Raw genomic sequence first — 23,102 nt, forward strand, 5'->3', positions numbered from 1 at the left:
TCTGAGGATAATTCACAATCCTTTCAGCTAAATTTCAGTTTGGCAAGCGATAATACAACATACAGTCCCTCTCAATTGAGGGAGAACTATAGATGGAAGCAAGCAAGGAGGAGCCGCACATTATGAAGCTTAGCAGCGGAGTTAAAATACTATTGGCTGATGATGAACCACATATTTTGCAATTTCTGGAGCTTGGATTAAGTAATGAAGGCTTCGATGTGCGCACGGCACCGGATGGAGCGACTGCGCTTGAGTTGGCGCTTGAGTTCAAGCCACATATGGCAATTCTGGATGTCATGATGCCAGAGATGGATGGATTCGAAGTGGTCGAGCGTCTGCGTAAGACCGGTGCCGAGGTTGGTGTAATTATGCTGACAGCGAAGGATGAAGTCGAGAATCGGGTTAAGGGCCTTTGGTTAGGTGCTGACGATTATATGATCAAACCTTTTGCCTTCGACGAACTGCTCGCCCGGATTCAGGCCAGACTTCGTAATCAATTTCCTTTATTAATAGGAGCCGTCACCCACGGTCCCTTCCGAATTGATGATCAGCGCAAAGAAATCACCTATCAGAATCAGGTCTTGGAGTTATCTCCTACCGAATACGAATTGCTAAAATTCATTTTGCTTAATCATGGGATTGTACTGAGTAAAGCGACCATTTTGAGTCGGGTGTGGGGCTACGATTTTGGCGGGGAAGAAAATATTGTGGAGGTATACGTTCGCTCCTTGCGCGACAAACTCGGAGATAAAGAGCATAAACTCATTCGCACACTTCGAGGTGTCGGGTACAGGGTGGATCTCTGATGAACTCGCTGCCTAAGAAAAATAAACTTCGTTTAAGACGTCTCCACCAATGGATCTGGCCTCATTCACTACGTTCTCAATTGCTCTCACGTTCCCTCTTCGTGCTTGCCGGGCTGTTATTGTTAATCGGTATTCTACAATTCTGGATCATGGAAAGCTTTCTCTACCGGAATCAGGCAAAAACCATGGAAGAACAGCTCATGTCCATGCCTCCGGTTTGGCTCGGAATCCAGTCACGTAACGGCTCTTCCAACAATCCTTTTGGTGGACAGGCAGGAAACGGGTCTGGGAATCGGGTGTTGTTTATTCCTGACCGTTCACTGGCCCTGTTTGATAACCAAGGTACGTTCGAGGATGTTTTTGGAGAGGACAGTCTGAAAGCCCCTCAACTATCAACCGCTGAATATCAGGACATTACAGATGAGTTGAAAGAACAAAAACACATTCCCTACCGGATCGTCACGGATAACCAAGGGAATGAGCAATTAATTGTTTTCGCCTCACCAGGTCCACGTAATCGCGGGTTACCGATGGTACAGATGGGCACGGCTACGAGACCACTAAGAGATCTGATTATTAAACAACTTCTGATCTTCATCATGTTATCGCTATTGGCCATGGTAGCCGGTCTTATTCTGTATACCAAGGTGCTGCGCCGGACGCTGGTTCCTCTGTCCAACATGGTGAATAAAGTACAGCAGATCGATGCGGGCAGTCTCGCAGAACGCCTTCCCGTCGTTCAAGGGCAAGAAGAAGTGGATCAGCTCGCAGTTTCATTCAATGGCATGCTTGAAAGGCTGGAGAACTCGTTTGAAGCGGAGCGGGAATCGAAAGAACAGATGCAGCGTTTCTTGTCCGATGCTTCCCATGAGCTTCGTACTCCGCTTACCTCCATTCACGGCTTCATTGAAGTTCTGCAGCGGGGCGCAGCGACCAATCAAGATCAATTGTACAAAGCGCTGGACAGCATGCACGGCGAATCCGTACGAATTAACAAGCTGGTTGAAGATTTACTGCTCCTGACCAAGCTGGATCAGGCTCCGAAGCAGGAGCGTGAGGTCATTCAGCTGGACAGTCTGCTGCTCGAAATGCAACCACAACTTGCCATGATGGCTCAGCAAAGATCCATTCATCTCGATCTGACGGCTGAAGTGTATGTACTGGCTGACCCTTACAAGTTGAAGCAGGTTGTGCTGAATCTGTTCCATAATGCGGTGCAGCACACCGATCCAGAGCATGGAGCCATCTCCATAACGTTGTATGCCACGCACCATAAGGCTGAATTGTCAGTAAAGGATAACGGCACAGGCATTGAACCTGAACATCTGCCGCATATCTTTGAGCGATTTTACCGCACAAGCAGTTCTCGTTCGCGCAAACAAGGTGGCGCAGGTCTCGGTCTAGCCATTACCCGCTCGATTGTCGAGTCGCATGGTGGAGAGATTACGGTGCGAAGTCAGGCAGGCTTGGGAACGGAATTTATGATTTTGATGCCGCTGTATAAGACTGATGTCTAAGCTGAGCGCAGGCTCCAAGTTGGCTATACGCAAGCTCTATGTAACCTCTTGGCTGGCTCTCCAAACGTTGCTTTTCTTTCATCTTCATTCTGATCCTCACATTAATTCCGCTCTTCATTACATGGCGAATCCCCCTTTCATTTCGGTTGAAAAATGAAAGGGGGATTCTTTATTTGTGTCCGATTAGTATAGTGGTAGCCCAAGGTTGCCAGGCTAACGAATCTGCGGCGTCTTATTCAAGGATTTCAAGCCTATAAATGCTTTTCATAAAATACCATTGTCATTTTTTCGTTCATTGCTTTTGTTGCACCCGTTTTTTTATAGCCTATCTTTTCATACAAATAACAGTTTCCTTTCTCTTGTAAGAAGGTACATACTATAGATTTGATTATCTTATTTTACGACTCTAATTCCACCAACAGCAACCTCAAGATGATGAATTATGAAATCCTGATATTTTTCCAACAAAGGCATAAATGCAGTGACTTTCATTTCATGAATAGTCACTGCATCTTTTAAATCTGCTTTAAATAAAGAAACCTCCATTAGATATATACCTCCGATTGATCTAAGTAACGGAACCACGCCAATAACTTCATCTAACTTTCCGCTATCATCCAGGAGACAAGAAATGACTATAATCGATTTCTCTCATGTCATCTCTCCCCTCATTCAATCTCTAGCTTCCCTAATAATAACCCATATTGTGGAATTTGCAGAGATTTGTTTTTAAAATACCTCAACAAAAATAGCCCCCGAGCAGGACAATCCTGTCAGAGGCTATACTCTATTTCATCTCAAAATTTCATTACGATTCTTCCGTATATTGAGGCTTGGACACATTATCCGGAACCGTTTCGTCAAAAACATCCTGCCCTGGATAATCCCTTACGTCTCCCTCGTGAAGCTCATGATTTTCATAGTCAAAACGATGTGCAGACCGCTGGTCCACCCGCCACGGAGAACTTTTCCCAAGAGACTCGGATAGTAAAGATGAACCGTAAGGACCCTCCGGGAATTCTTCGAGTGTGATATCATTTCGCTGCGACTCCACCGTAGACACATCGGTATATTCTTGCCGTTCTTCTCGCAAAAACTTATCTTTCATCGTTTATCCCTCCTGACCCACTTCAGATGACCAACGTCCACTTATTGTGAGCGAGGACAAACGCATTTATGCATGATCTTTGGAAAAACACTCCGTTTATGATTGTTATCCATCAAGATCATCATCGCCATCACAATTGGCGAATCCATACTAACATTAGAAAACCAATGAGGCCAGCCATGCTAATCCAGGTATCGCGCTTGGACCATACTAATAACGAAGAACGTGCTCCAAGCCAAGAATGTTCTCTAACTTTACGCATTTCCATCGCAATAGTCATATCCTCTGCACGTTGGAACAGTGCCATTAACAAGGGAATCACCATCGGACCCAGGTCACGAATTCGCACGGTATTTGGTCTTAAAGCTGCCTTTCCACGTGCCCGTACGATCAGTGAGAATCGCTGCCACTCACTCCAGATCATCGGGATAAACCGAAAAATTAACGAAACAGCAAGAGCAAACGAAGCTACGGGCAGCCTGATTTTTTTACCGATACCGAGTACCCAGTTAAGCCCTTCTACCATTCGCCCATAAGGCGTTGTCAACGAAAACCAAAGGCTTGCCAATGTGACGATAAACAAACGATACACGTTCAGCAAAGTACCCTCCGCCTGCATCAAGGAAAAGCCAAAGTGCAGACCTCCTCCCTCTGTTGAAAGAGTTGTCCCCGATAACGCCGTTGATATGATGAAAAAGAATAATAATGGCTTCAATAACTTCATACATCCAGCCAAAGTCTGACGCGGGAGTACGGCAAGTGCTGCTACTACCGGCACCAGTGTTAACGTCAATCCCAGCCATCGCTGTTGAATCATAGCTGCGGTGACCAGCAAAATATACAAAATCCATTTCAGACGCGGATCCATGACGCCATATAATCCGCCTGAATGAGTCCATGTGTTCGGAAGAAGCTTCGGATCGTCCGCTTCTATATTTTCCATCGTAACTCTCTCTGCCACCCTAATCGCTGGCCCCGATGCCGCTTTCGATTCGTTCTGAACTCCCACCTCAACTAACGTAGACTGAACAATAATTTCAGCCATCTCCTCTGGCGTCATCCCGGTAAAAGGCAGATCAAGGCCTGCAGTCCTAAACTGCTGTGCCAGTCTCATCGATGGCGGCAGTCCGATCCCTGTCTGCTCCAGCAGTTCAGGTCTTTTGTGAAGTTCTCTCGGCGTAAGATCAGCGATTAGACGGCCTTCCTGCAACAACAATACTCGATCCGCACAAGGCAAGAATGTATCCAGATCATGGGTTGCTACCACGACTCCACCACCTGCCAGACGATGCTGCTCCAGTGCATCCTGCAAAAGCCCGACACTTTGCGTTTCCAACCCGGCGCTCGGCTCATCCAGCAGAAGCCAGTGTGGGTTGGTCGCATTTCCGAGAGCAAGGCCTAGTCTGCGCTTCTCTCCCCCACTTAGAGCAAATGGCGACCTGTCCAGATGAAAACGCCGGTCCAACTCCGAGGATACTGGCGGGTCCCATTGGTTCAATGCTTTTGTGATCTGCTCTTGTTGCTGATTCTCTGAAAGTCGATAGGGACGTAGAGAATATATGAATTCACGCTGAATGCTTCGGGCAAACAGTTGTTGTTCCGGAAATTGAAACAATAGTCCCGTTTGCAATAAAATCGACTGCGGCACTTTTCCTTCTTTCCAGAAAGGTGTGCCATTCAATGTGATAATTCCTGCATCGGGCGGTCTCAGACCAGCCAATGTCTGTAGTAAAGTCGTTTTTCCTGAACCCGTGCAGCCCAGCAGCAAGGTGATTTCCCCACTGTTCAACTGTACACTCACATCTTCAAGCAGTGCACGTTTGCCCGATTCCGATGCTTCTATACGTATATTGGTTAGCTCGATCTCCAACGTGCGACCTCCTTAGCCAGTTGCTCAGGTCGCAGTGGCATGGCTTCTGGCATCATACCTTTTTGCTTGAGCAATAACGCAGTTTTTACAGTGAAAGGAGGGTCCAACCCTAACCGTTCACAGGGAGATAGCTGTACATTTTCCCGAGTAGCCTTCTCATTAAACTCTGTTTCATAGAAAAAGGACTCTGGCGCCCCGTTGTACACACAACGTCCCCTCTCCATAGCAATGATTCGATCACACTGGGTTGCTTCCTCCAGATGGTGTGTAATCCAGATCACCGTTGTCCCCCGCTGGGTAATCTTCTGAACGATGGCCTCGATACGGTCTCTTGCTCCCGGATCAAGCATGGCTGTTGGCTCATCCAGAATCAATACATTCGGTTTGGCTGCGAGCGCTACAGCAATATTAAGCAGTTGTTTCTGTCCACCGGATAATTGTGAGACAGCCTTCTCCGGGGGATATTGAAGTCCTACGGTATGTAATGCATCCTGCCTGCGCTCCAATTGCTCTTCTACAGAATCCATCAATGGTGACAGCGCAAAATGAAACTCCTCTTCAATCGTATCGCCTAGTACCTGTGCATCCGGTTGCTGCAGTACACCCCGAACGGTAAGTTCATCCGAGGTATCCCGTACCCCTCCAGATAGTGGAATGAATCCAATCAGTAGTCCAGCGAGTGTGCTTTTCCCACAGCCATTCGCCCCTACAATACTAACCCATTCTCCTTGATGCAGCGTAAGTGAGACACCATCCAGCGCTTTCCTCACCTGACTACCTTCGGAAGCATAATGCACTCGAACATCTTCTAATGTAATTATAGGCAGGTTGCCTTGCATCGTAAATTAGTCCTTTCCCTTTCTATTGTTATGTGGTACGATCCTAATCGTTAACCACATTTATATAATTGGTTAACAATCATATTACCAAAATGGAGAGGATTGTTCAAACATGAAATTATCTTTGCGAGGCATTGTATTCAGCGCACTTATGGCCGCAATTTTAGTACTTTTTGGTTACATAAGCATACCCATTGGCTTCTCCCCAGTACCGATAACATTACAGACCTTGGCTGTCATGCTGGCCGGAGGATTACTTGGTCCACTCTATGGTTTTCTAAGCGTTACCATGGTTGTTCTGCTCACCGCTCTTGGATTCCCCTTGCTACACGGGACTGGAGGCCTTGCAGTACTTCTTGGACCTACCGGAGGATATGTGATGATGTGGCCGTTCTCCGCATTATTGATTGGACTGTTGCTTGCACGAATCAACATCAAAGGTGTCACAGGATTCATTCTCGCTTTTGTTGTATTTGAACTATTTGGTTCACTGCTCGTGTATGTCTCGGGTGTACCTTGGCTTGCCTATGCATACAAAATGGACTTACCTGAGGCCATGATTCAAGGGTTTTATCCTTACATTATTGGGGATCTGATCAAAGCTGTATTTGCTGCCATCATCATTGCGCCCGTGCGCATGGTTTTCCCACCACAACGTCTCACAGGTAACATGCATTCAACGGTTATAAAAGCGGATTCTTAATAGAAGCTACAATTAGGTAACTGATCTGCCTATCTTTGAAAACGACGAAACCGCCAAAATCATTTTGGCGGTTTTCGTTACTTCTCTTCCTCTAAGGTTGTTCTGTCATCAGAGTGATCCGTGTAAATGTTCTTTAGTTCAATTTATAAAGACACCTGAATTAATTGACGCTCTATAATCTGAAATTGTTGATCCGCTGTATTTTCAATAAACCTCTGATCATGAGATACATACAGAATCGTCCCTTCATAGGCCTTGATAAAACGCTCCAACGCTTCCAATGCATGCATATCAAGGAAATTCGTCGGCTCATCCAACAATAGAATGTTATATTGTCCAAGAAACAAGTGACATAATTGAAGACGAATCGCTTCTCCTCCACTTAATGTCCCAACATTCTTCAGCAAGTCATTACCCGTAAACTGCATCGCATGCAACGCACTTCTGAGCTCTGATTCCTCATATTCCGAACGATTTTTCAGGAATTGTAATACGGTCTCTTTTGTCGTGAAACGATAGCTCATTTGCTGAAAATAACCAAGCTTTGCTTTTGGAGACATCGTGATGTGATCTCCAGCATGGAAAACATGGTTAAGCAATGTGCTTTTCCCGCTGCCATTGGCTCCGGTTATCGCTATTTTTTGTTTTAATGGAACCTGAAAACTTACATCCTCCAGCAATACGTGACCTTCTACCTCAAGCGTAAGACGATCTGCCATAATCGGAAATCGATTGTGTAGCTCCAGTGTCTTTGGCTGACGGAAGATCATAGGCCGATCCTCTTTCACTGCTTTTACCTCATGAAGTTGTTGCATCCGCTGTTCAATCGCTTTGGCTGCGCGGTGTACCGCTTTTTGACTGGTGCCTTTGGATTTTGTTTCAACCATACGGTTTGTTTTTGCCTTGGATTCTTTTTTGGACATGCTTCCGGCCTGTGTTATTTTCTCGGCTTTCTTCATCTTTTCCCGGGCGGCCAGCTCCAATCGTCTTTTCTCCTTGGAAAACTGTTCATGGGCCTGGTTTTGCTGTTCACGCTCAAGCCTCTTCTGTGCCTGATAGTCACTGTAATTGCCGGAATATACGTGAACCTCACCTTGATGGATTTCCCAGATCGTGGTCACCAGTTCATCCAGAACCGCACGATCATGACTGATCAGCACAAGCGCCCCATAGTAATAACGCAATTCGTCCAGCAAAAATGTAATGCCCTCTTGATCCAGGTGTGTTGTTGGTTCATCCAGTAACAGTACTTCATGATAATGAGTGAACATTTGAGCCAGTTTTAGACGGGTCTGTTCTCCGCCACTCCATGGTTGATCATGTTGAGGTATGGCTAATTTACTGAGTAAAGCCCCGTCAACTTCCAGATTCCCATTAGGCTGAGGTGCTTCAACTTGTTCCAAATACCCGAACTCTGCAAAACGTTTTACCTTTCCGGCTGTTGGCTGGATCTGTCCCGCAATGAGTTTCAACAATGTACTTTTACCCTGACCATTACCACCTACTACACCGATGCGATCTAATTGATGCACAGCCAGTCGCTCAATGTTCAGTATTACTTTATCCATATAGGTCATCTCAACCTGTTCTAATTCAAAACATATCTTTTCCATATTCGCTACCTCCGAAATAAAATTTATTTCGTATCGATAGCGAAGCACGCTTCTATCGATACGAGCTGATCGTGCCAGCTCGTATCAATAGAACAGTAACGTCATCATAGCGGTTACCTCCAGTAGTCTGTATTGAGTGCCTTTACCTAATTTATTTACCTGATTAAGATAATCAGAAGAAAAAAACAAAGAATCACAGGCCACGGCCTGTGATTCAACGTAAACGGGAAAGCGAGTAAAACACTTATTTTAAGGTCAGGATGATTGAAAATGACAGACTGATCCCGTTTACTCTGAACCGATAGTCAGAGCCTTTGAACGTATTTAATTACCGATTCAAAGGAAGGAAGTACAGTCTCATTGCATGTGTCATGTTCAATAATCCACCTTTCATTATCATGTATAGATGTACTAATTATAATTTTCCAATTCCACCATGTCAACGGAACGATGAAAACACTAACCATCAGATTAGTACATCAATCTACTTTTGTTCCTGGTCATTACCGCTACTTAATTTCAATAGAAGTTCCTGGCTATGAACCTGACCTGTAGCCTGTGGAATTACTTCCTCGTAGTTGGCGGAATTCGTTACGATAATCGGCGTTACCGTGTGATAACCAGCAGCCTTAATCTGTGCAATATCGAATTCAAGCAACAGATCTCCCGCTTGGACCCGATCACCTTCTTTGATATGGGAAACAAAATGCTGCCCATCCAATTTAACGGTATCAACTCCCACGTGAACCAATATTTCAGCACCGGTGTCTGATACTACAGCCAAGGCATGTTTTTTCTTGAATGCAACGGTAACTGTACCGTCAAAAGGCGCTACAACTCTGCCTACAGTTGGCTCAATCGCAATCCCTTTACCCATTGCACCCGATGCAAAGGCCGGATCTGGAACTTCAGACAATTCAACAATCGTTCCTTCGATTGGGCTAAATACAATTTCGTCCGAAGCATTCGCTCCACGAACAGGTTGCTCTGCAGATGCAGCAGGTTCGGTTTTTGTTTCTTCTTCAATCGGATCTTTGAAGCCCATAATGTACGTTAGTACAGCCGAAACAACAAAGGATACTACGATACCCAGAATCAATCCCGGGAAGCCTTGTCCACCTGGTCCATAGAAGATTGGCAAGGTCAGTAGTCCCGGTGCGCCGGATGCAAATGCCAATGTACCCGATTGACCAATGATAGCTCCACCAACTGCACCACCGATAACTCCTGCAATAAATGGACGTTTTAGTGGTAATGTTACCCCATAGATCGCCGGTTCGGTAATACCGAACAATGCTGTCAATGTTGATGACCCAGCCAGCGTTTTCAGCTTTTTATTTTTGGTTTTCAGCATAACCCCAAAAGCAGCACCCGTTTGCGCAAAGATGGATGCTGTCGCAGCCGGCTTCACACCATCCTGCCCATACACAGCAACGTTATTAATAAATACAGGAATCAGACCCCAGTGTACCCCGAAGATAACGAGCAACTGCCAGCTTGCACCCATCACTGCCCCTGCGAGCAATGGACTGAACCCAAACGCCGCAACAAGTCCTGCTGCAATCCCATTACCGACGTATACGCCAAATGGTCCAAATACAAGCAATGTCAGAGGTACCATGATCACTAGCAAAAATAAAGGTGTAACAAAGTTTTTAATACTATCGTGAAGTGTTTTATTAAACAGTTTCTCCAATTTACTCATGACGATGACAGCTAAAATAATAGGAATAACCGTAGATGAGTAGTTCATCAGGATCACAGGAATACCGAAGAAATCCGTTGGTGTTCCCTCTGATTTCAACGTGACGATGGACGGATAGATCAGTGCTCCTGCAATCGTCATCGCAACAAACATATTCCCCTGGAATTTACGTGCTGTTGTAACCGCTAACAACAGAGGCAGGAAGTAGAAGAGACTATCTGCTGCTGCATACAGGATCGTATATGTTGTTTCTGTCGTTTCCAGCCATCCGATATTGCTTGCAATCAACAATAACCCTTTTAGAATACCGGCTCCCGCCATAACTCCCAGAAGTGGTGCAAAGATGCTGGATATGATATCGATAATACCCCCGAGCCCTTTGGCTGCTTTGCGAGGTTTTTCTTTATCTGACGAATCGTCCAGAATGTTACTGATCTGTCCAATGGCACTATAAACTTCAGGCACCTTGTTACCAACAACCACCTGGAACTGTCCTCCATTTTCTTTGACTGCGATGATGCCTTCTGTTTTCTCCAGCTTGGCTTTGTCTGCCTTGGCATCGTCCTTCAATACAAACCGTAATCGTGTTGCACAATGAACCAGCGATTCCACATTTTTCTCACCGCCAACCAGTTCTACAATCTCTTTGGCCAGTTTCTCTTGACTCATGATCTGCACCCCCACTTTTTCTCAAACAGGCCCTTTACCGATTTTTTTGCACGCAAAAAACCTAAGCCTTGAACAAGGGGGACACAATGGTCCTGACCTTCTCATGACTTAGGTTTTGCCTGCATAACCAGTAACAATCCCAGTTAAATCGTATTTAATTCCTGTTAATTACATATTATTATAATTAAACCATTTTTGTCAACATTTAAATATTATCGATTAACCACTCGTTCGATATGAACCGTCAGATACAATTTTTCTTCATTGGTCAACTCATGGTTGTATTCCTTTTTGACAAACAACTCAATTTTCTCCGTACACGCTGCGGCATCTGGATGTTTCTCCTTAATCATGTCATAGAAATGATCATAGTTGTTGTCGTAATGCGTACCACTGAGCACACGCTGGGAGAAGAACTTCAGATGTGTGATAAAGCGAAAATAACTGAGAGAGTCCTCATCAAATTCCATTTTGAAATGATATTTCGCTATATTAATAATCTGCTGGATAAACTTCGTAATGTTCATCGTTGTAATAACTTCTTCGTTCATCTCTGCGTTAACAATATGAAGGGCAATAAAAGCGGCTTCATCGGGTGGAAGCTCAATATTCATTCGGGTGTTGATCTGTTCCAGCGTCCTCAGACCCAGTTCGAATTCGGGCTTGTACAACTGCTTGATCTCCCACATTAATGCGTTCTTGATCTCCACCCCTTCCCGATAGCGTTCAATCGCAAAGTTAATATGGTCCGTAAGGGATACATAGATGTTCTCATTCAGCTTTCGGCCCAGATTCTCACGCGCATACGTGATGATCTCTTCCACGATTTCAATCAGTTCCATCGGAACTTCACGCAGCAGCATTTTGAAATTATCGGATGTCTGTTTGTTTTTCAATGCAAATACTTTCTGGATGCGGGTCTCGTCTACTTTATCCCCCGGCTTTTTCTTAAAGGCAATCCCACGTCCCATCACCACAAGCTCTGCTCCATCCGCCTGATAGATGCTAATGACGTTATTGTTGATAACCTTTGCTATTTTCACTTCAATCCCCCCGTCACGTTCCACTCTCTTGGCAGTTATACATCGTCTTTTGGGCATACAAAAAAAACCTGAAGCATCACAAAATAAACAAGACATGGTGGTCTGCTTTTTTTGGTGCTTAGGTTTTGCCTACTTCGAGTAGTAACAATCCCAGAAACGATATAATTGCGTCAAGTATAGCGCGAACCTGACTATATGTCAACGCTTTCAATATGTGGACAATCGGAAGTCCCATGGTTATATAAATTGAACTAGAGAATATTTACACTTCTCTATCTTTTTTCTGTCCTCTCCGTTTTGTGTAAATGTTTAATTCAATTTATATAGATGTAACTTCCGATGTTTTATTCCCGTACAAGACCATTTTAATTCAGAAAAATATAAACTAGGCGTCACCCAGGTTTGTTCCGTTGGATTCGATCACATTTTTGTACCACTCAAAACTCTTCTTCTTCAGTCGTGTCAGCTCACCTTGACCTTCATTATTACGATCCACGTAAATGTAGCCATAACGTTTTCTCATCTCACCTGAGGATGCACTTACAATATCAATTGGTCCCCAGCTGGTGTAACCGATGATGTTCACCCCATCCTGAATGGCCTCACCCATTTCAGCTACATGTCGTTTCAGATAGTCAATCCGGTATGCATCATCCACTTCACCTTCCGGTGTAACCACGTCATTGGCACCAAATCCATTCTCAACAACAAACAGCGGCTTCTGATAACGATCATGTAGTTGATTGGCGGTAATACGGAATCCTTTAGGATCAATCGTCCAGCCCCACTCGGACTTCGCCAGATATGGATTGGCTACCGAGCCAAATACATTACCACTGGTCATATTTTTGATGACTTCCGGATCGGTACTGGTTGTACGACTTGAATAATAGCTGAAACCGATATAATCTACGGTATGATTCTTCAAGATCTCCGCATCATCCGGCTGCATAACAATGTTCAACTCATGATCTTTGAAGAAACGTTTGGCATAACCCGGATATTCCCCACGTGACTGCACATCGATGAAGAAATAGGACTCTCTATCTTTTTCCATGCCCTGGAACACATCTTCCGGATTACAAGTATACGGATAGAAGCTTCCTGCCGCGAGCATGCACCCAATCATGGCACCAGGAATAATCTCATGACATGCCTTGACTGCCAATGCACTTGCAACCAGTTGATGATGAGCAGCCTGGTATTGAATTTCCTTGATGTTATCCCCTTCATTAAACGCCAGCCCTGCCCCAAGGAACGGAAGATGTAGCAGCATGTTGATCTCATTAAATGTCATCCAGTATTTCACCTTGTTTTTATACCGAGTGAATACCGTTGTAGCGTACGTCTCGAATAAGGTTACTAGTTCACGACTTCTCCAGCTGCCATACTTCTCGATCAGGTGCACAGGCACATCGAAGTGAGCCAATGTAACCACAGGTTCAATGCCGTTCTTCAATAATTCGTCAAACAAGTTATCATAAAACTGTAATCCGGCTTCATTTGGCTGTGCATCTTCTCCTGTCGGGAAAATCCGTGCCCAGGCAATGGAGACACGCAGTGCTTTGAATCCCATTTCTGCAAACAGAGCAATATCCTCAGGGTAACGGTGATAGAAGTCGATCGCTTCATGTGAAGGATAGAACTCGTTAGCGAGCGGCGTAAATGCCGGAACATGACCTTTCATAATACTTCTTCGGTTCTCTCCTGTTGGCAGCAAGTCAACAATACTTAGCCCTTTGCCATCTTCCAGATACGCGCCTTCCGCCTGATTGGCAGCAATGGCTCCACCCCACAGAAAGTCTTTAGGAAATTTAAAATTCGTCATCATCATTCTCCTTCCAAATATGTAATTCAGCTACCCGCTCAAATCCTGAAAAATATTAAAAAGACAAAATATTTAAGTTGAACTACACAATTACACATAAACGGAGAGGACAGAAAAAATCTGGAGATAACAGCGATTGGAAGATTGTTCTGGCCGCGCAGTCGTCTCGTGCAAAATCGTTTGTTCAACTTAAATAGAAAAAACCCGAACCAGCCTGGATACACGAAATTGTGTAAACAAGCCAGCTCAGGTTATGCCCATATCGGTAACATTCCCAGATCATGATTATGCGGATTGGATAAAACTTTAGCAAGAATCAGAACAGTTGTCAACTTCTTGAAACCGGTTTAGCTTCGGATTGCCCACTACGATATTTGATAGAACGCAGCACAGGTGCCGCCAAGAATCATCTGTTGATCTGATATAGGTAGGGTATTAATGTGATTCATTATGAGACCGTATACTTCAGAATACGTAGCTGAAACGTTGCTCACGGGCCAGTCGGACCCGAACATTAACCGTTCCGCACCAAAGGCTTCTATGGCGATATTCAGATAGGCTGTAAAATCCTTTGCAGTCCAATTTGCCCAGTCTGCTTCCGTCACCATCCCTGAAAGTTTACAGTACGCATTAGGTTGTGCGGCCAATGACTCAAGTGTTTCTTTCCAGGGTGAGAGTATACCTGATTTTATATCGGGTTTGGCTAGATGATCAAGTACAAATCGCTGTTCAGGAAACGTCTTAACCAATTCAACGGCATAAGGCAGTTGCTCCTTGGATACCAACAGATCATAGGCCAAGTCATACTCCTTAAGCAATGAAATCCCACGCTGAAAGTCTCCTCTCAATACGTACTTCAGATCAGGTTCATCCTGTATGACATGACGTACACCCTTCAGATATGGATTAGACGCGAACAGTCCAAGCTGATTGCGAGCTTCATCCGAACAAAGATCTACCCATCCGACAACACCTTTGATACATTCATGCCGATCTGCTAGCTGCAGAAGCCATTCGGTTTCTGTCAGTGATTGTCTGGCTTGTACCGCAATACATCCATCCAGTCCGGATTGGACCAATAAAGGTTCAAGATCTTCCGGAAGAAAAGATTGACGAATGGTTTTCATCTCTTCGCCAATCCATCCGTACTCGGCGACATTGTATTCCCAGAAATGTTGATGTGCATCCAGCTTCATATTAGATCCCTCCCAGGGTATTCAAATCTAATTATCATTAAAAAGCAATCACTGATTTTCACATGATTTTTATTCCAATTGTGCAGGTATTGTCCAATATTAAATCGTGATATAGTAAATTTACGAAAACGCTTTCAGTACATAAATCGGTGGTGATTCCAGTATTAAACAAGTGAATTTTTGTTTGCGTTGAGCTTTATTTTCACCCTGCTTAACCGCTATTCACGTTCAACCATTCTCTATTCGAAGGAGACTATATTAATGAAAAAAAAACGCAAATCAGTCCTTTCTCTTACGCTTGTGACTGCCATGATTCTATCTCTCTTCTCCTCCGCTATGGCTTCAGCTGCAACTGACAACAGCGAACAGGCCAATACCTCAGCCGCGCCAAGCAAAATGCAGACCTACGTGAACGCCATGGAGCCTGGCTGGAATCTGGGTAACTCTCTGGACGCCGTTGGTGAAGATGAGACTGCCTGGGGCAACCCGCGCATTACGAAGGAACTAATTCAGTCGATCGCAGCTGAGGGCTACAACAGTATCCGTATCCCTGTGACCTGGGAAGCTCATATCGGTGACGCACCCGACTACACAATTGATTCCGCTTACATGAATCGGGTTCAGGAAGTAGTAGACTGGGCGCTTGATGCGGATCTCTACGTCATGATCAATCTTCACCACGATTCCTGGCGCTGGATCAGTTACATGGAGAAAGACCATGACAACGTGCTTGCACGTTACAACGCTGCTTGGACTCAGATTGCGGACAAATTCAAAGATGCATCCGATAAACTCATGTTCGAAAGTGTTAACGAACCACGTTTCTCTGAAGGCGGCACAACGGATGCAGCGATTGGATATCGTATGCTGGACGAGTTGAATACTTCTTTTCACAAGATAGTAAGAACTTCGGGTGGAAACAACGAGACACGTCCGCTTGTCCTTCCAACGATGCATACCTCTTCTGCTCAACCGGATCTGGAAGCCTTGAATAAGACCATTCAAAAATTGAATGACACCAATCTTATTGCAACCGTTCACTACTACGGGTTCTGGCCATTCAGTGTGAATATTGCAGGTTACACCAAGTATAACGAGGAAGTACAAAAAGACATTACCGACACATTCGATCGGGTATACAATGCTTTCACAGCAAAAGGCATTCCGGTTATCGTCGGTGAGTATGGCTTGCTTGGGTTTGACCAGCACACAGGTGTCATTGAGCAAGGCGAAAAACTGAAATTCTTCGAATTTGTTGGACAATATCTGCGTCAAAAACAGATGACAACGATGTTGTGGGACAACGGACAGCACTTCGGACGCACAAGCTTTACTTGGTCTGATCAGGAACTATTTGATACGATGAAAGCAAGCTGGACAGGTCGCTCATCCACAGCTGAAACGGACCTCGTATACCTTAAACAACATGAAACCATTCAAGATAAAAAAGTAAAACTCAATCTGAACGGCAACAAATTCAATTCGTTGAAAAATGGCACTACCCCTCTTGTTAGAGGTAAAGACTATACAATCAGAAAAGATGTACTTACGTTAAAATCCAATCTGTTAACCAAATTGACAGCCTCTGGTGATTTGGGTGTAAATGCCACACTCACGGCTGGATTCAATGAAGGTGCTGACTGGAACTTCAATATCATTAAATATGACACACCTAAGTTGAACGACGCAACTGGTACAACCAGTGCATTTGCCATTCCGACTACGTTTAACGGCAATCAGCTCGCCACGATGGAAGCAACTTATGCAAACGGAGAGAACGCCGGTCCACAGAACTGGACTTCGTTCAAAGAATTCTCCTACACATTTAGCCCAGATTACGAACGTAATGTGATTGAGCTGAAACCTAACTTCTTCAATGAAACCAATGATGGCGAAGTCACGCTTAAGTTCCATTTCTGGAATGGAGATGTGCTGACGTACAAAATCACGAAAAATGGAACCAGCGTTGTTGGCGTAGCTTCCAAATAAGAACTCTTCTAACGTTCTGTTCAGAGCTTAAAGCTCTGGCAGAACGTTTTGTTTTTGTTTCACAATTGATCGAATAACGTACAAGTGCCCCTTCATACCTTTACACTAACTAGGATTGAGGGGGAAATATCATGTTTAAACGTGTAGACCGTCTTGCCATCGAACTACCCATATCGAATAATCCGGATCCCAATGGTGCCAGCGCTGTTCAAGAGTTGATGGGTGGAAAATTCGGAGAAATGTCCACCTTGAACAATTACATGTTTCAATCTTTCAATTTCAGAGGCAGGTCCAAACTACGTCCCTTTTACGACATCGTCGCGAGTATAACTGCTGAAGAATTCGGCCATGTCGAACTTGTCGCCAATACGATTAACCTCATGCTTGAAGGTTCAACTTCACCAGGCGCTCCGGACTCCACTCCGCTGCGTGTAGGCAAAGACGCACGCATGACTTCACATTTTATCGAATCGGCTCAGACAGCCCTCCCTTATGACTCCATGGGAAGACCCTGGAATGGTTCGTACGTCGTGAGCAGTGGCAATCTGATCTTCGATCTTCTGCATAATTTCTTTCTTGAATGCGGCGCCAGAACCCACAAAATGAGAGTCTACGAAATGACGGACAACAAGACAGCCCGAGAAATGACAGGTTACCTGCTTGTACGTGGAGGTGTGCATGTTCTTGCCTATGCCAAGGCATTGGAGATTGCAACGGGTGTGGATGTAACAAAGATGTTCCCTATTCCAAGACTGGATAACAAAACTTTTGAAACAACGCGGAAATGGGAAGCTATGGGAGAACATCGCAGGCTGTACACGTTCAGCGACAAGGATTATCAGGGCATTGCCCAGATCTGGAAAGGAGTACACCCAACCGATGGTGGCAAACTGGAGGCTTTTGCCGGCTTGCCGGGTTATGGAGGGCCAATACCAGAGCTGCCTGATCTGCCGGAAGAATTTGCGCCAGGAATATCCGCGGAAGATCTGATGCAGATTGCAGAGCGGCTGAAACGGCACGCTGGCCTGTAGAGCTACAAAATGACATTTGTTTATTCATAAGGGCGTAAATTGGTACCCTTAAAATGGGAATACCTTGTGCGTGCTGACTCCTCTAGGATTGGTTAAATCACTGACAATTTTCTTTGATTTCAAAACCGGTATGCATAAAAAAAGGGAAACGGGTGAGATGAATCTCTACCCGCTTCCCACTTTACATGTCACTATTGTGGCTCAGTAAATTTCACAACCAGTACTGCTTCCCCATTTGCTTGCACACGACCTGTTGATGTTGCTGTAACAGTCGCAATGGTTTCATTTCCGCTTGGAATCAGTACAGGTGTAATCAACGGCAGCCGCGCAGCCTGAATGACATCCATGTCAAATTCAATCAATAGTTGTCCTGCAGTTACACGATCTCCGCTGTTCACATGCGCGGTAAAACCGTTTCCTTTTAGTCCAACCGTATTAATTCCGATATGAACCAGCATCTGTACACCTGTCTCATGCTCCAGAATCACCGCATGTTTACTCTTGTTCATGACATGTGCGATGACACCATCAAACGGTGCGTACACTTTTCCTTCTGATGGCTCAATGGCAATGCCCTCACCCATGTGTTTTTCCGAGAACGCCGGGTCAGGAACCTGCTCCAGAGCAACGACGGTACCGTTCATTGGTGAAGCTATTTCGAGAAAATCTACTTTAGGACGATTGCTTGTAACGGCATCGGTAATTGAATTAATACGCGGATTAGAGTCCTCTGCTTTAACTTCAGTTGATGTTACTCCGCTGTTGTCATGGCTTACCGATTCTTCTGCAACCGGTTGATCCTTATATCCGAAGAACCAGGTAAGTGCAAAAGCAATGGCCATAGCAACCACGTTGGACAAGATGTACAACGGCAGTTGACTGTTCAGATAGAGCAATGTTCCCGGAATAACCGTTACAGCCATGCCTGTACCTTGCAGATGGAACAAGGAAGCGATGAAACCACCCACACCACCACCAACCAGTCCCATAATAAATGGTTTCATATAACGCAGGTTAACTCCGAAGATGGCTGGCTCGGTAATGCCCAGAAATGCGGACAAGGACGAAGGTAATGCGAGTGCTTTAAGTTTCATGTTTTTGGTCTTCAGACCTACGGCAAGGCAAGCCGCTCCTTGTGCAGCCATGGCACAGGTAATGATGGCGTTGAATGGGTTAAATCCCGTTTTCTCCAGTAGCTGAATCTCCAGGAAATTAAAGATGTGATGTACACCAGTAACGACAATAATCTGATGGAAGAATCCAATGATAATACCTGCGATGCCAAACGGAAGATCCAATACGGCGGTTGTTCCATGCAGCACCCACTCTTCAAGAGAATGGAACACTGGGCCAATTGCGAAGAGTCCGAGCGTAATCATGACGATTAACGTAATAAAAGGAGTCAGAATTAAGTCCAGTGCCTCAGGCACCCGTCTTCTTAATACCTTTTCAAATTTGGCTCCAATCAAACCTACGAAGAACGCAGGCAGAACCGATCCCTGATAACCCACGACAGGTATAAAACCGAACATATGCAGCGGCTGTGCTGATCCATCTGCCACCGCGTAAGCATTCGGTAATGCCGGATTGACCAGCATTAGCCCCAGTACGATACCTAGTACCGGACTTCCCCCGAATACACGGAACGCAGACCAAGCTACAAGCGCAGGCAGAAATGCAAAGGCCGTATCCGTCAGGATCTGAGTGAACAACAGGAAATTGGCCGAGATATCATCCGGTGTTGCACCGAATAAAGCCAGAATTTCATTCTGGGTAAGTAATCCGCGCAATCCCATGAACAGTCCTGTAGCTACCAGTACGGGAATGATGGGTACGAATACGTCACCAAACGTGCGGATAGCCCGTTGAAAAGCGTTTCCTTCCTTTTTCCCCTGACTCTTCACATCATCCTTGGACGATCCTTCGATGCCCAGTTTCTCAACCTCTTCAAAGATTCGATTCACTGTTCCCGTACCAAAGATAATCTGATATTGACCTGAGTTGAAGAAGGCGCCTTTCACCTTCTCGATGTTCTCGACCGTTTTCTGATCAATCTTTTCTTTATCTTTCACCATGATGCGAAGACGTGTTGCACAATGTGCAAATGATGCGATATTCTCTTTGCCCCCGATGGCATGAATGACTTCCTGGGCAATCCGTTGATTCTCCGACATGTTATCTCATTCCTCTCACGTAATACTTAATAATGCCATTGAGTTGCTTCAAAATCAGCTTTACCTCCGCGTGCAAAGAAACGAATGTCCACGCTGTCCCGGCTTGGGAAAATCCGGCTGGTAAAGACCTCTTCCCCATCGTTCACAAAGACCTCAACCGAAGATGAATCTACGAACAGATGGAACTTAATCTTGTCTGTAGTAGTAAGCGTGCACTGTCGTACAACGCCATTCTGCTCTGCTAACTCGGCACCAGACATCGTCCGATCCAGAATAATTTTCTGTTGAATCCGATCATACAAAAGAACCGTTTTCTCAGCTCCATTTGCCCGGAATTCGATGCCTACAACCTCTGCATCTACATGGCTTATCTCACATATCAGCTCATAGGCAATCCCATTAAAACCAGTGAAAGATCGACTCTCATTGTCAATCTTTGCACGTATATGAGTGCCCTTCTCCTGCTGACGCAATTCGACCATCTCTGCAACGGGTTGTTGGATTAACTTCCCGTCTCGGAGTAACAACTGCCGAGGAATGGTGAGGCAATGAGCCCAGCCACTATCGTCTGTCGGATACGCCAGATCGGGAAGTCCCATCCAACCAACCAGAATACGTCTTCCGTCCGGGCCCTGCATAGTCTGCGGAGCATAGAAGTCGAATCCACGATCCAACTCCTGAAATTCAACATGTTTGAATTCTCTCGTCTGGAGATTGAGCGGCTCACCGATCAGATAACCGGATTGAAAAATATTCTGATAATGATCTCCCGCAGCGTCTAAGCCTTGCGGGGAAAAGACAAGTACACCTTTCCCGTCCATCTCCATATAATCCGGGCACTCCCACATGTAACCAAAGGAGGTTAATTGCGTACGAATTTCACCCAGAAAATCCCAGTTGTTCAGATCAATGGAGCGATACAGCACCGTACATCCCGTCTCATCTGTTCGCTGCGCTCCGATTACACAATAATACGTGTCTCCTTGTTGCCACACCTTGGGATCTCTGAAGTGTTCCGTGTATCCGTCTGGCACAGACGAGATCACGGGATCATTCAGTTTGGTTACTGAACCGCTTTCATCCAGCACTGCCAAGCATTGATACGGATGTCTGACCCAAGCCTCATCCCTCGTATTGCCTGTGTACAGCAATTGCAGCTTGCCGTCTTTTTCAATCGCACTGCCGGAATAAGCTCCGTGTGAGTCATATCTGCCACCCGGTTCAATTCCAATCCCGACATTTTCCCAGTTCACCAGATTCTTTGAGCGGGTATGATACCAGTATTTCATACCGTGTTCTGTTCCAAGTGGAAACCACTGATAGAACAGATGATAATAGCCTTGATAATATGCAAAGCCGTTAGGATCATTGAGCAGACCTGTTATCGGCTGAATGTGATAACTCTGTCGCCAAGGACATACGGATATCTGTGCTTCAAGCTTCGCAATCTCTCCAGGCTCCGCTTGCTCAATTCGTCTGTAGCGCTGCTCTCTAGTCATTTTCATAGCTGTTCTCCATTCTTGCTTATATAAGTTAGACCAAGAAATTTCACACTGGGACTACGATGGCAGAACAATCCTCCGATCGCTGTTATTCCCAGATTTCCTTATCCCTTTTCTAAAGGGTGAAATCCGGTGATAGCCTATGCTTCCGAAGCAGCTTTCTTACAGAAAGCTTTAAGCGAACACTCCGTTTCTTCAGATTTTTTCTGCCCTCTCCATCATGTTTATTTCTTATTTAACTTATACGAAAATCAAAATAAAGGAACCGGTTCCATTGGTCGCAAAAAAATAATTCCATTTGGCATAAATGCCTGACCAAGTTCGCATATCCGAATTTCACATTCAGAATGGAACCGGTTCGATGGAATTATCATAAAGGATGTTTTTATAATTTGTCAACGCTTTCTCGAGGAATTAGTTCTACGTCCAGTGTTGTTCGTTCCTCTACCGACTCGCCTTTGACCAGACGAATAATGTGATTTGCCGCGACTTGACCTGCCTGCAAATAATGATATTTCACAGTAGTCAGCGTGGGGTGAATCATCTCCGTAATATCATATCCGCCAAATCCCGTAACAGACAAATCTTGCGGTATGCGGATTTTATTGGAGAACGCAATCTTCATCACACCCAGTGCGATATTATCCGTGGCCCCTACAATGATCGTTGGTGTGATCTCTTTCAGAATGGCTTCAGCGGTAACGATGGCTTCAGACATCTTGAAGCTTGTCTCATAATACTTCACTTCACATCCACCACACTCAGCGATTGCTCGCTGGAACCCTTGTTTACGATAGATCCCTACCGCTCGATCCTTCTCGCTAACTCCCATATACACGATCTTGCGGTGACCTTGTTCGACAACATATCTGCCCATCTCATAACCTGCCTGGTCATCATTGTGAACCAGACTGTGCAGTTGCTCATGCTGTTGCCCCACCAGTAACACCGGAATCCGTATATCCTCAACGGCCTTCAGATGTGCTTCAGTCACTTCAGCAGCCAGCAAAATAATACCCGATACCTTCTGTCGTGCAAAATCATAGATGGCATCAATCTCGCGCTGCATGTCCTGACTCGTATTTGCGATCAGCATCTGATATTGATTACTTCTCAGTTCTTCATCAATTCCTATCAGCGTCTGAGATGTTGCAAAAGAATCCAGTCGCGGAACTACCGTACCGATAATACTGGTCTTCTTCGCCTTGAGACTCTGTGCAAATGTATTGGGAACATAGTTGTATTGTTTGATAATACGCTCAATCTTCTGGCGTGTATCTTCACTTACCGATCCGCCATTCAGGAAGCGAGAGACCGTGCTTTTTGCCACACCTGCCATCTGAGCGATATCAGAAATCGTTTTATTCATAAAGACTCCTCTTATTTCTATTAGCTAGTTTACCTTATATTATACTTCGAATCGCAAACCCGTGGCGAATTTGATTCAACTCCATTTATCGCATATCTATTGTAATTTCCCGATGTAATAGCAAAAGCCTGATGACAATG

At 45.0% G+C, this 23,102-nt stretch carries 17 protein-coding genes; 5 read left to right on the forward strand and 12 right to left on the reverse strand.

The window, feature by feature from the left end:
• The first annotated feature begins 92 nt into the window (after positions 1-92).
• Together J7E78_RS04240 and J7E78_RS04245 are read left to right on the forward strand one after the other, a co-directional pair.
• On the forward strand, positions 93-806 hold the full coding sequence (locus J7E78_RS04240; RefSeq protein WP_397330455.1) for a response regulator transcription factor: 714 nt from the start codon (positions 93-95) through the stop codon (positions 804-806).
• Complete coding sequence (locus tag J7E78_RS04245; protein ID WP_215075080.1) at positions 806-2,323, forward strand: sensor histidine kinase; 1,518 nt, start codon at positions 806-808, stop codon at positions 2,321-2,323. The genes J7E78_RS04240 and J7E78_RS04245 overlap by 1 nt, the downstream gene beginning before the upstream one ends.
• Before the next feature lie 393 nt (positions 2,324-2,716).
• On the opposite strand, the gene J7E78_RS29245 is transcribed toward J7E78_RS04245, so the two are convergent.
• The 4 genes from J7E78_RS29245 to J7E78_RS04265 form a co-directional block, all read right to left on the reverse strand.
• Entirely contained in the window at positions 2,717-2,869 is a 153-nt protein-coding gene (locus tag J7E78_RS29245; RefSeq protein WP_251034809.1) for a hypothetical protein, read from the reverse strand.
• Between the two features lie 262 nt (positions 2,870-3,131).
• Positions 3,132-3,431 carry a hypothetical protein gene (locus J7E78_RS04255; protein WP_036608432.1) on the reverse strand — a complete coding sequence of 100 codons (300 nt, stop codon included), beginning with the start codon at positions 3,429-3,431 and terminating at the stop codon, positions 3,132-3,134.
• Between the two features lie 130 nt (positions 3,432-3,561).
• Positions 3,562-5,301 carry an ATP-binding cassette domain-containing protein gene (locus J7E78_RS04260; protein ID WP_215075081.1) on the reverse strand — a complete coding sequence of 580 codons (1,740 nt, stop codon included), beginning with the start codon at positions 5,299-5,301 and terminating at the stop codon, positions 3,562-3,564.
• Complete coding sequence (locus tag J7E78_RS04265) at positions 5,286-6,140, reverse strand: ATP-binding cassette domain-containing protein (RefSeq protein ID WP_215075082.1); 855 nt, start codon at positions 6,138-6,140, stop codon at positions 5,286-5,288. The genes J7E78_RS04260 and J7E78_RS04265 overlap by 16 nt, the downstream gene beginning before the upstream one ends.
• 112 nt (positions 6,141-6,252) lie before the next feature.
• Between J7E78_RS04265 and J7E78_RS04270 the strand changes: the two genes are divergently transcribed.
• Entirely contained in the window at positions 6,253-6,843 is a 591-nt protein-coding gene (locus J7E78_RS04270) for a biotin transporter BioY (protein WP_215075083.1), read from the forward strand.
• A gap of 143 nt (positions 6,844-6,986) precedes the next feature.
• Here the strand turns inward: J7E78_RS04270 and J7E78_RS04275 are convergent, their stop codons facing one another.
• From J7E78_RS04275 to J7E78_RS04295, 5 genes are all read right to left on the reverse strand, one after another.
• Entirely contained in the window at positions 6,987-8,456 is a 1,470-nt protein-coding gene (locus J7E78_RS04275; RefSeq protein ID WP_215075084.1) for an Msr family ABC-F type ribosomal protection protein, read from the reverse strand.
• Positions 8,457-8,940: 484 nt separating this feature from the next.
• Positions 8,941-10,830: a beta-glucoside-specific PTS transporter subunit IIABC gene (locus J7E78_RS04280; RefSeq protein ID WP_215075085.1), complete on the reverse strand. Its 1,890-nt coding sequence runs from the start codon at positions 10,828-10,830 to the stop codon at positions 8,941-8,943.
• A gap of 212 nt (positions 10,831-11,042) precedes the next feature.
• Positions 11,043-11,873, reverse strand: coding sequence for a BglG family transcription antiterminator LicT (gene licT, locus J7E78_RS04285; protein WP_215075086.1), 831 nt, complete (start codon positions 11,871-11,873; stop codon positions 11,043-11,045).
• 385 nt (positions 11,874-12,258) lie between these two features.
• Positions 12,259-13,701, reverse strand: coding sequence for a 6-phospho-beta-glucosidase (locus tag J7E78_RS04290; protein ID WP_215075087.1), 1,443 nt, complete (start codon positions 13,699-13,701; stop codon positions 12,259-12,261).
• A 365-nt stretch (positions 13,702-14,066) separates the two neighbouring features.
• Positions 14,067-14,897, reverse strand: a complete 831-nt coding sequence (locus J7E78_RS04295; RefSeq protein WP_215075089.1) for an amidohydrolase family protein — start codon at positions 14,895-14,897, stop codon at positions 14,067-14,069.
• A 261-nt stretch (positions 14,898-15,158) separates the two neighbouring features.
• Between J7E78_RS04295 and J7E78_RS04300 the strand changes: the two genes are divergently transcribed.
• Positions 15,159-16,886: a cellulase family glycosylhydrolase gene (locus J7E78_RS04300; protein ID WP_215075091.1), complete on the forward strand. Its 1,728-nt coding sequence runs from the start codon at positions 15,159-15,161 to the stop codon at positions 16,884-16,886.
• Between the two features lie 131 nt (positions 16,887-17,017).
• Positions 17,018-17,917 carry a manganese catalase family protein gene (locus J7E78_RS04305; RefSeq protein ID WP_215075092.1) on the forward strand — a complete coding sequence of 300 codons (900 nt, stop codon included), beginning with the start codon at positions 17,018-17,020 and terminating at the stop codon, positions 17,915-17,917.
• 191 nt (positions 17,918-18,108) lie between these two features.
• Here the strand turns inward: J7E78_RS04305 and J7E78_RS04310 are convergent, their stop codons facing one another.
• The 3 genes from J7E78_RS04310 to J7E78_RS04320 form a co-directional block, all read right to left on the reverse strand.
• Complete coding sequence (locus J7E78_RS04310; RefSeq protein WP_215075093.1) at positions 18,109-20,091, reverse strand: sucrose-specific PTS transporter subunit IIBC; 1,983 nt, start codon at positions 20,089-20,091, stop codon at positions 18,109-18,111.
• A gap of 26 nt (positions 20,092-20,117) precedes the next feature.
• On the reverse strand, positions 20,118-21,596 hold the full coding sequence (locus tag J7E78_RS04315; RefSeq protein ID WP_215075094.1) for a glycoside hydrolase family 32 protein: 1,479 nt from the start codon (positions 21,594-21,596) through the stop codon (positions 20,118-20,120).
• 382 nt (positions 21,597-21,978) lie between these two features.
• Positions 21,979-22,962, reverse strand: coding sequence for a LacI family DNA-binding transcriptional regulator (locus J7E78_RS04320; protein WP_215075095.1), 984 nt, complete (start codon positions 22,960-22,962; stop codon positions 21,979-21,981).
• Positions 22,963-23,102 lie beyond the last annotated feature (140 nt).

The organism is Paenibacillus polymyxa (assembly GCF_018614975.1).
GTDB classification, from domain to species: Bacteria; Bacillota; Bacilli; order Paenibacillales; family Paenibacillaceae; genus Paenibacillus; species Paenibacillus polymyxa_E.

Bases quoted from the DNA above. Each gene is read 5' to 3' on its own strand.
- J7E78_RS04240 (WP_397330455.1), top strand. From the start codon at position 93: ATGGAAGCAAGCAAGGAGGAGCCGCACATTATGAAGCTTAGCAGCGGA.
- J7E78_RS04245 (WP_215075080.1), top strand. From the start codon at position 806: ATGAACTCGCTGCCTAAGAAAAATAAACTTCGTTTAAGACGTCTCCAC.
- J7E78_RS29245 (WP_251034809.1), bottom strand. From the start codon at position 2,869: ATGGAGGTTTCTTTATTTAAAGCAGATTTAAAAGATGCAGTGACTATT.
- J7E78_RS04255 (WP_036608432.1), bottom strand. From the start codon at position 3,431: ATGAAAGATAAGTTTTTGCGAGAAGAACGGCAAGAATATACCGATGTG.
- J7E78_RS04265 (WP_215075082.1), bottom strand. From the start codon at position 6,140: ATGCAAGGCAACCTGCCTATAATTACATTAGAAGATGTTCGAGTGCAT.
- J7E78_RS04270 (WP_215075083.1), top strand. From the start codon at position 6,253: ATGAAATTATCTTTGCGAGGCATTGTATTCAGCGCACTTATGGCCGCA.
- J7E78_RS04275 (WP_215075084.1), bottom strand. From the start codon at position 8,456: ATGGAAAAGATATGTTTTGAATTAGAACAGGTTGAGATGACCTATATG.
- J7E78_RS04280 (WP_215075085.1), bottom strand. From the start codon at position 10,830: ATGAGTCAAGAGAAACTGGCCAAAGAGATTGTAGAACTGGTTGGCGGT.
- J7E78_RS04290 (WP_215075087.1), bottom strand. From the start codon at position 13,701: ATGACGAATTTTAAATTTCCTAAAGACTTTCTGTGGGGTGGAGCCATT.
- J7E78_RS04295 (WP_215075089.1), bottom strand. From the start codon at position 14,897: ATGAAGCTGGATGCACATCAACATTTCTGGGAATACAATGTCGCCGAG.
- J7E78_RS04300 (WP_215075091.1), top strand. From the start codon at position 15,159: ATGAAAAAAAAACGCAAATCAGTCCTTTCTCTTACGCTTGTGACTGCC.
- J7E78_RS04305 (WP_215075092.1), top strand. From the start codon at position 17,018: ATGTTTAAACGTGTAGACCGTCTTGCCATCGAACTACCCATATCGAAT.
- J7E78_RS04310 (WP_215075093.1), bottom strand. From the start codon at position 20,091: ATGTCGGAGAATCAACGGATTGCCCAGGAAGTCATTCATGCCATCGGG.
- J7E78_RS04315 (WP_215075094.1), bottom strand. From the start codon at position 21,596: ATGAAAATGACTAGAGAGCAGCGCTACAGACGAATTGAGCAAGCGGAG.
- J7E78_RS04320 (WP_215075095.1), bottom strand. From the start codon at position 22,962: ATGAATAAAACGATTTCTGATATCGCTCAGATGGCAGGTGTGGCAAAA.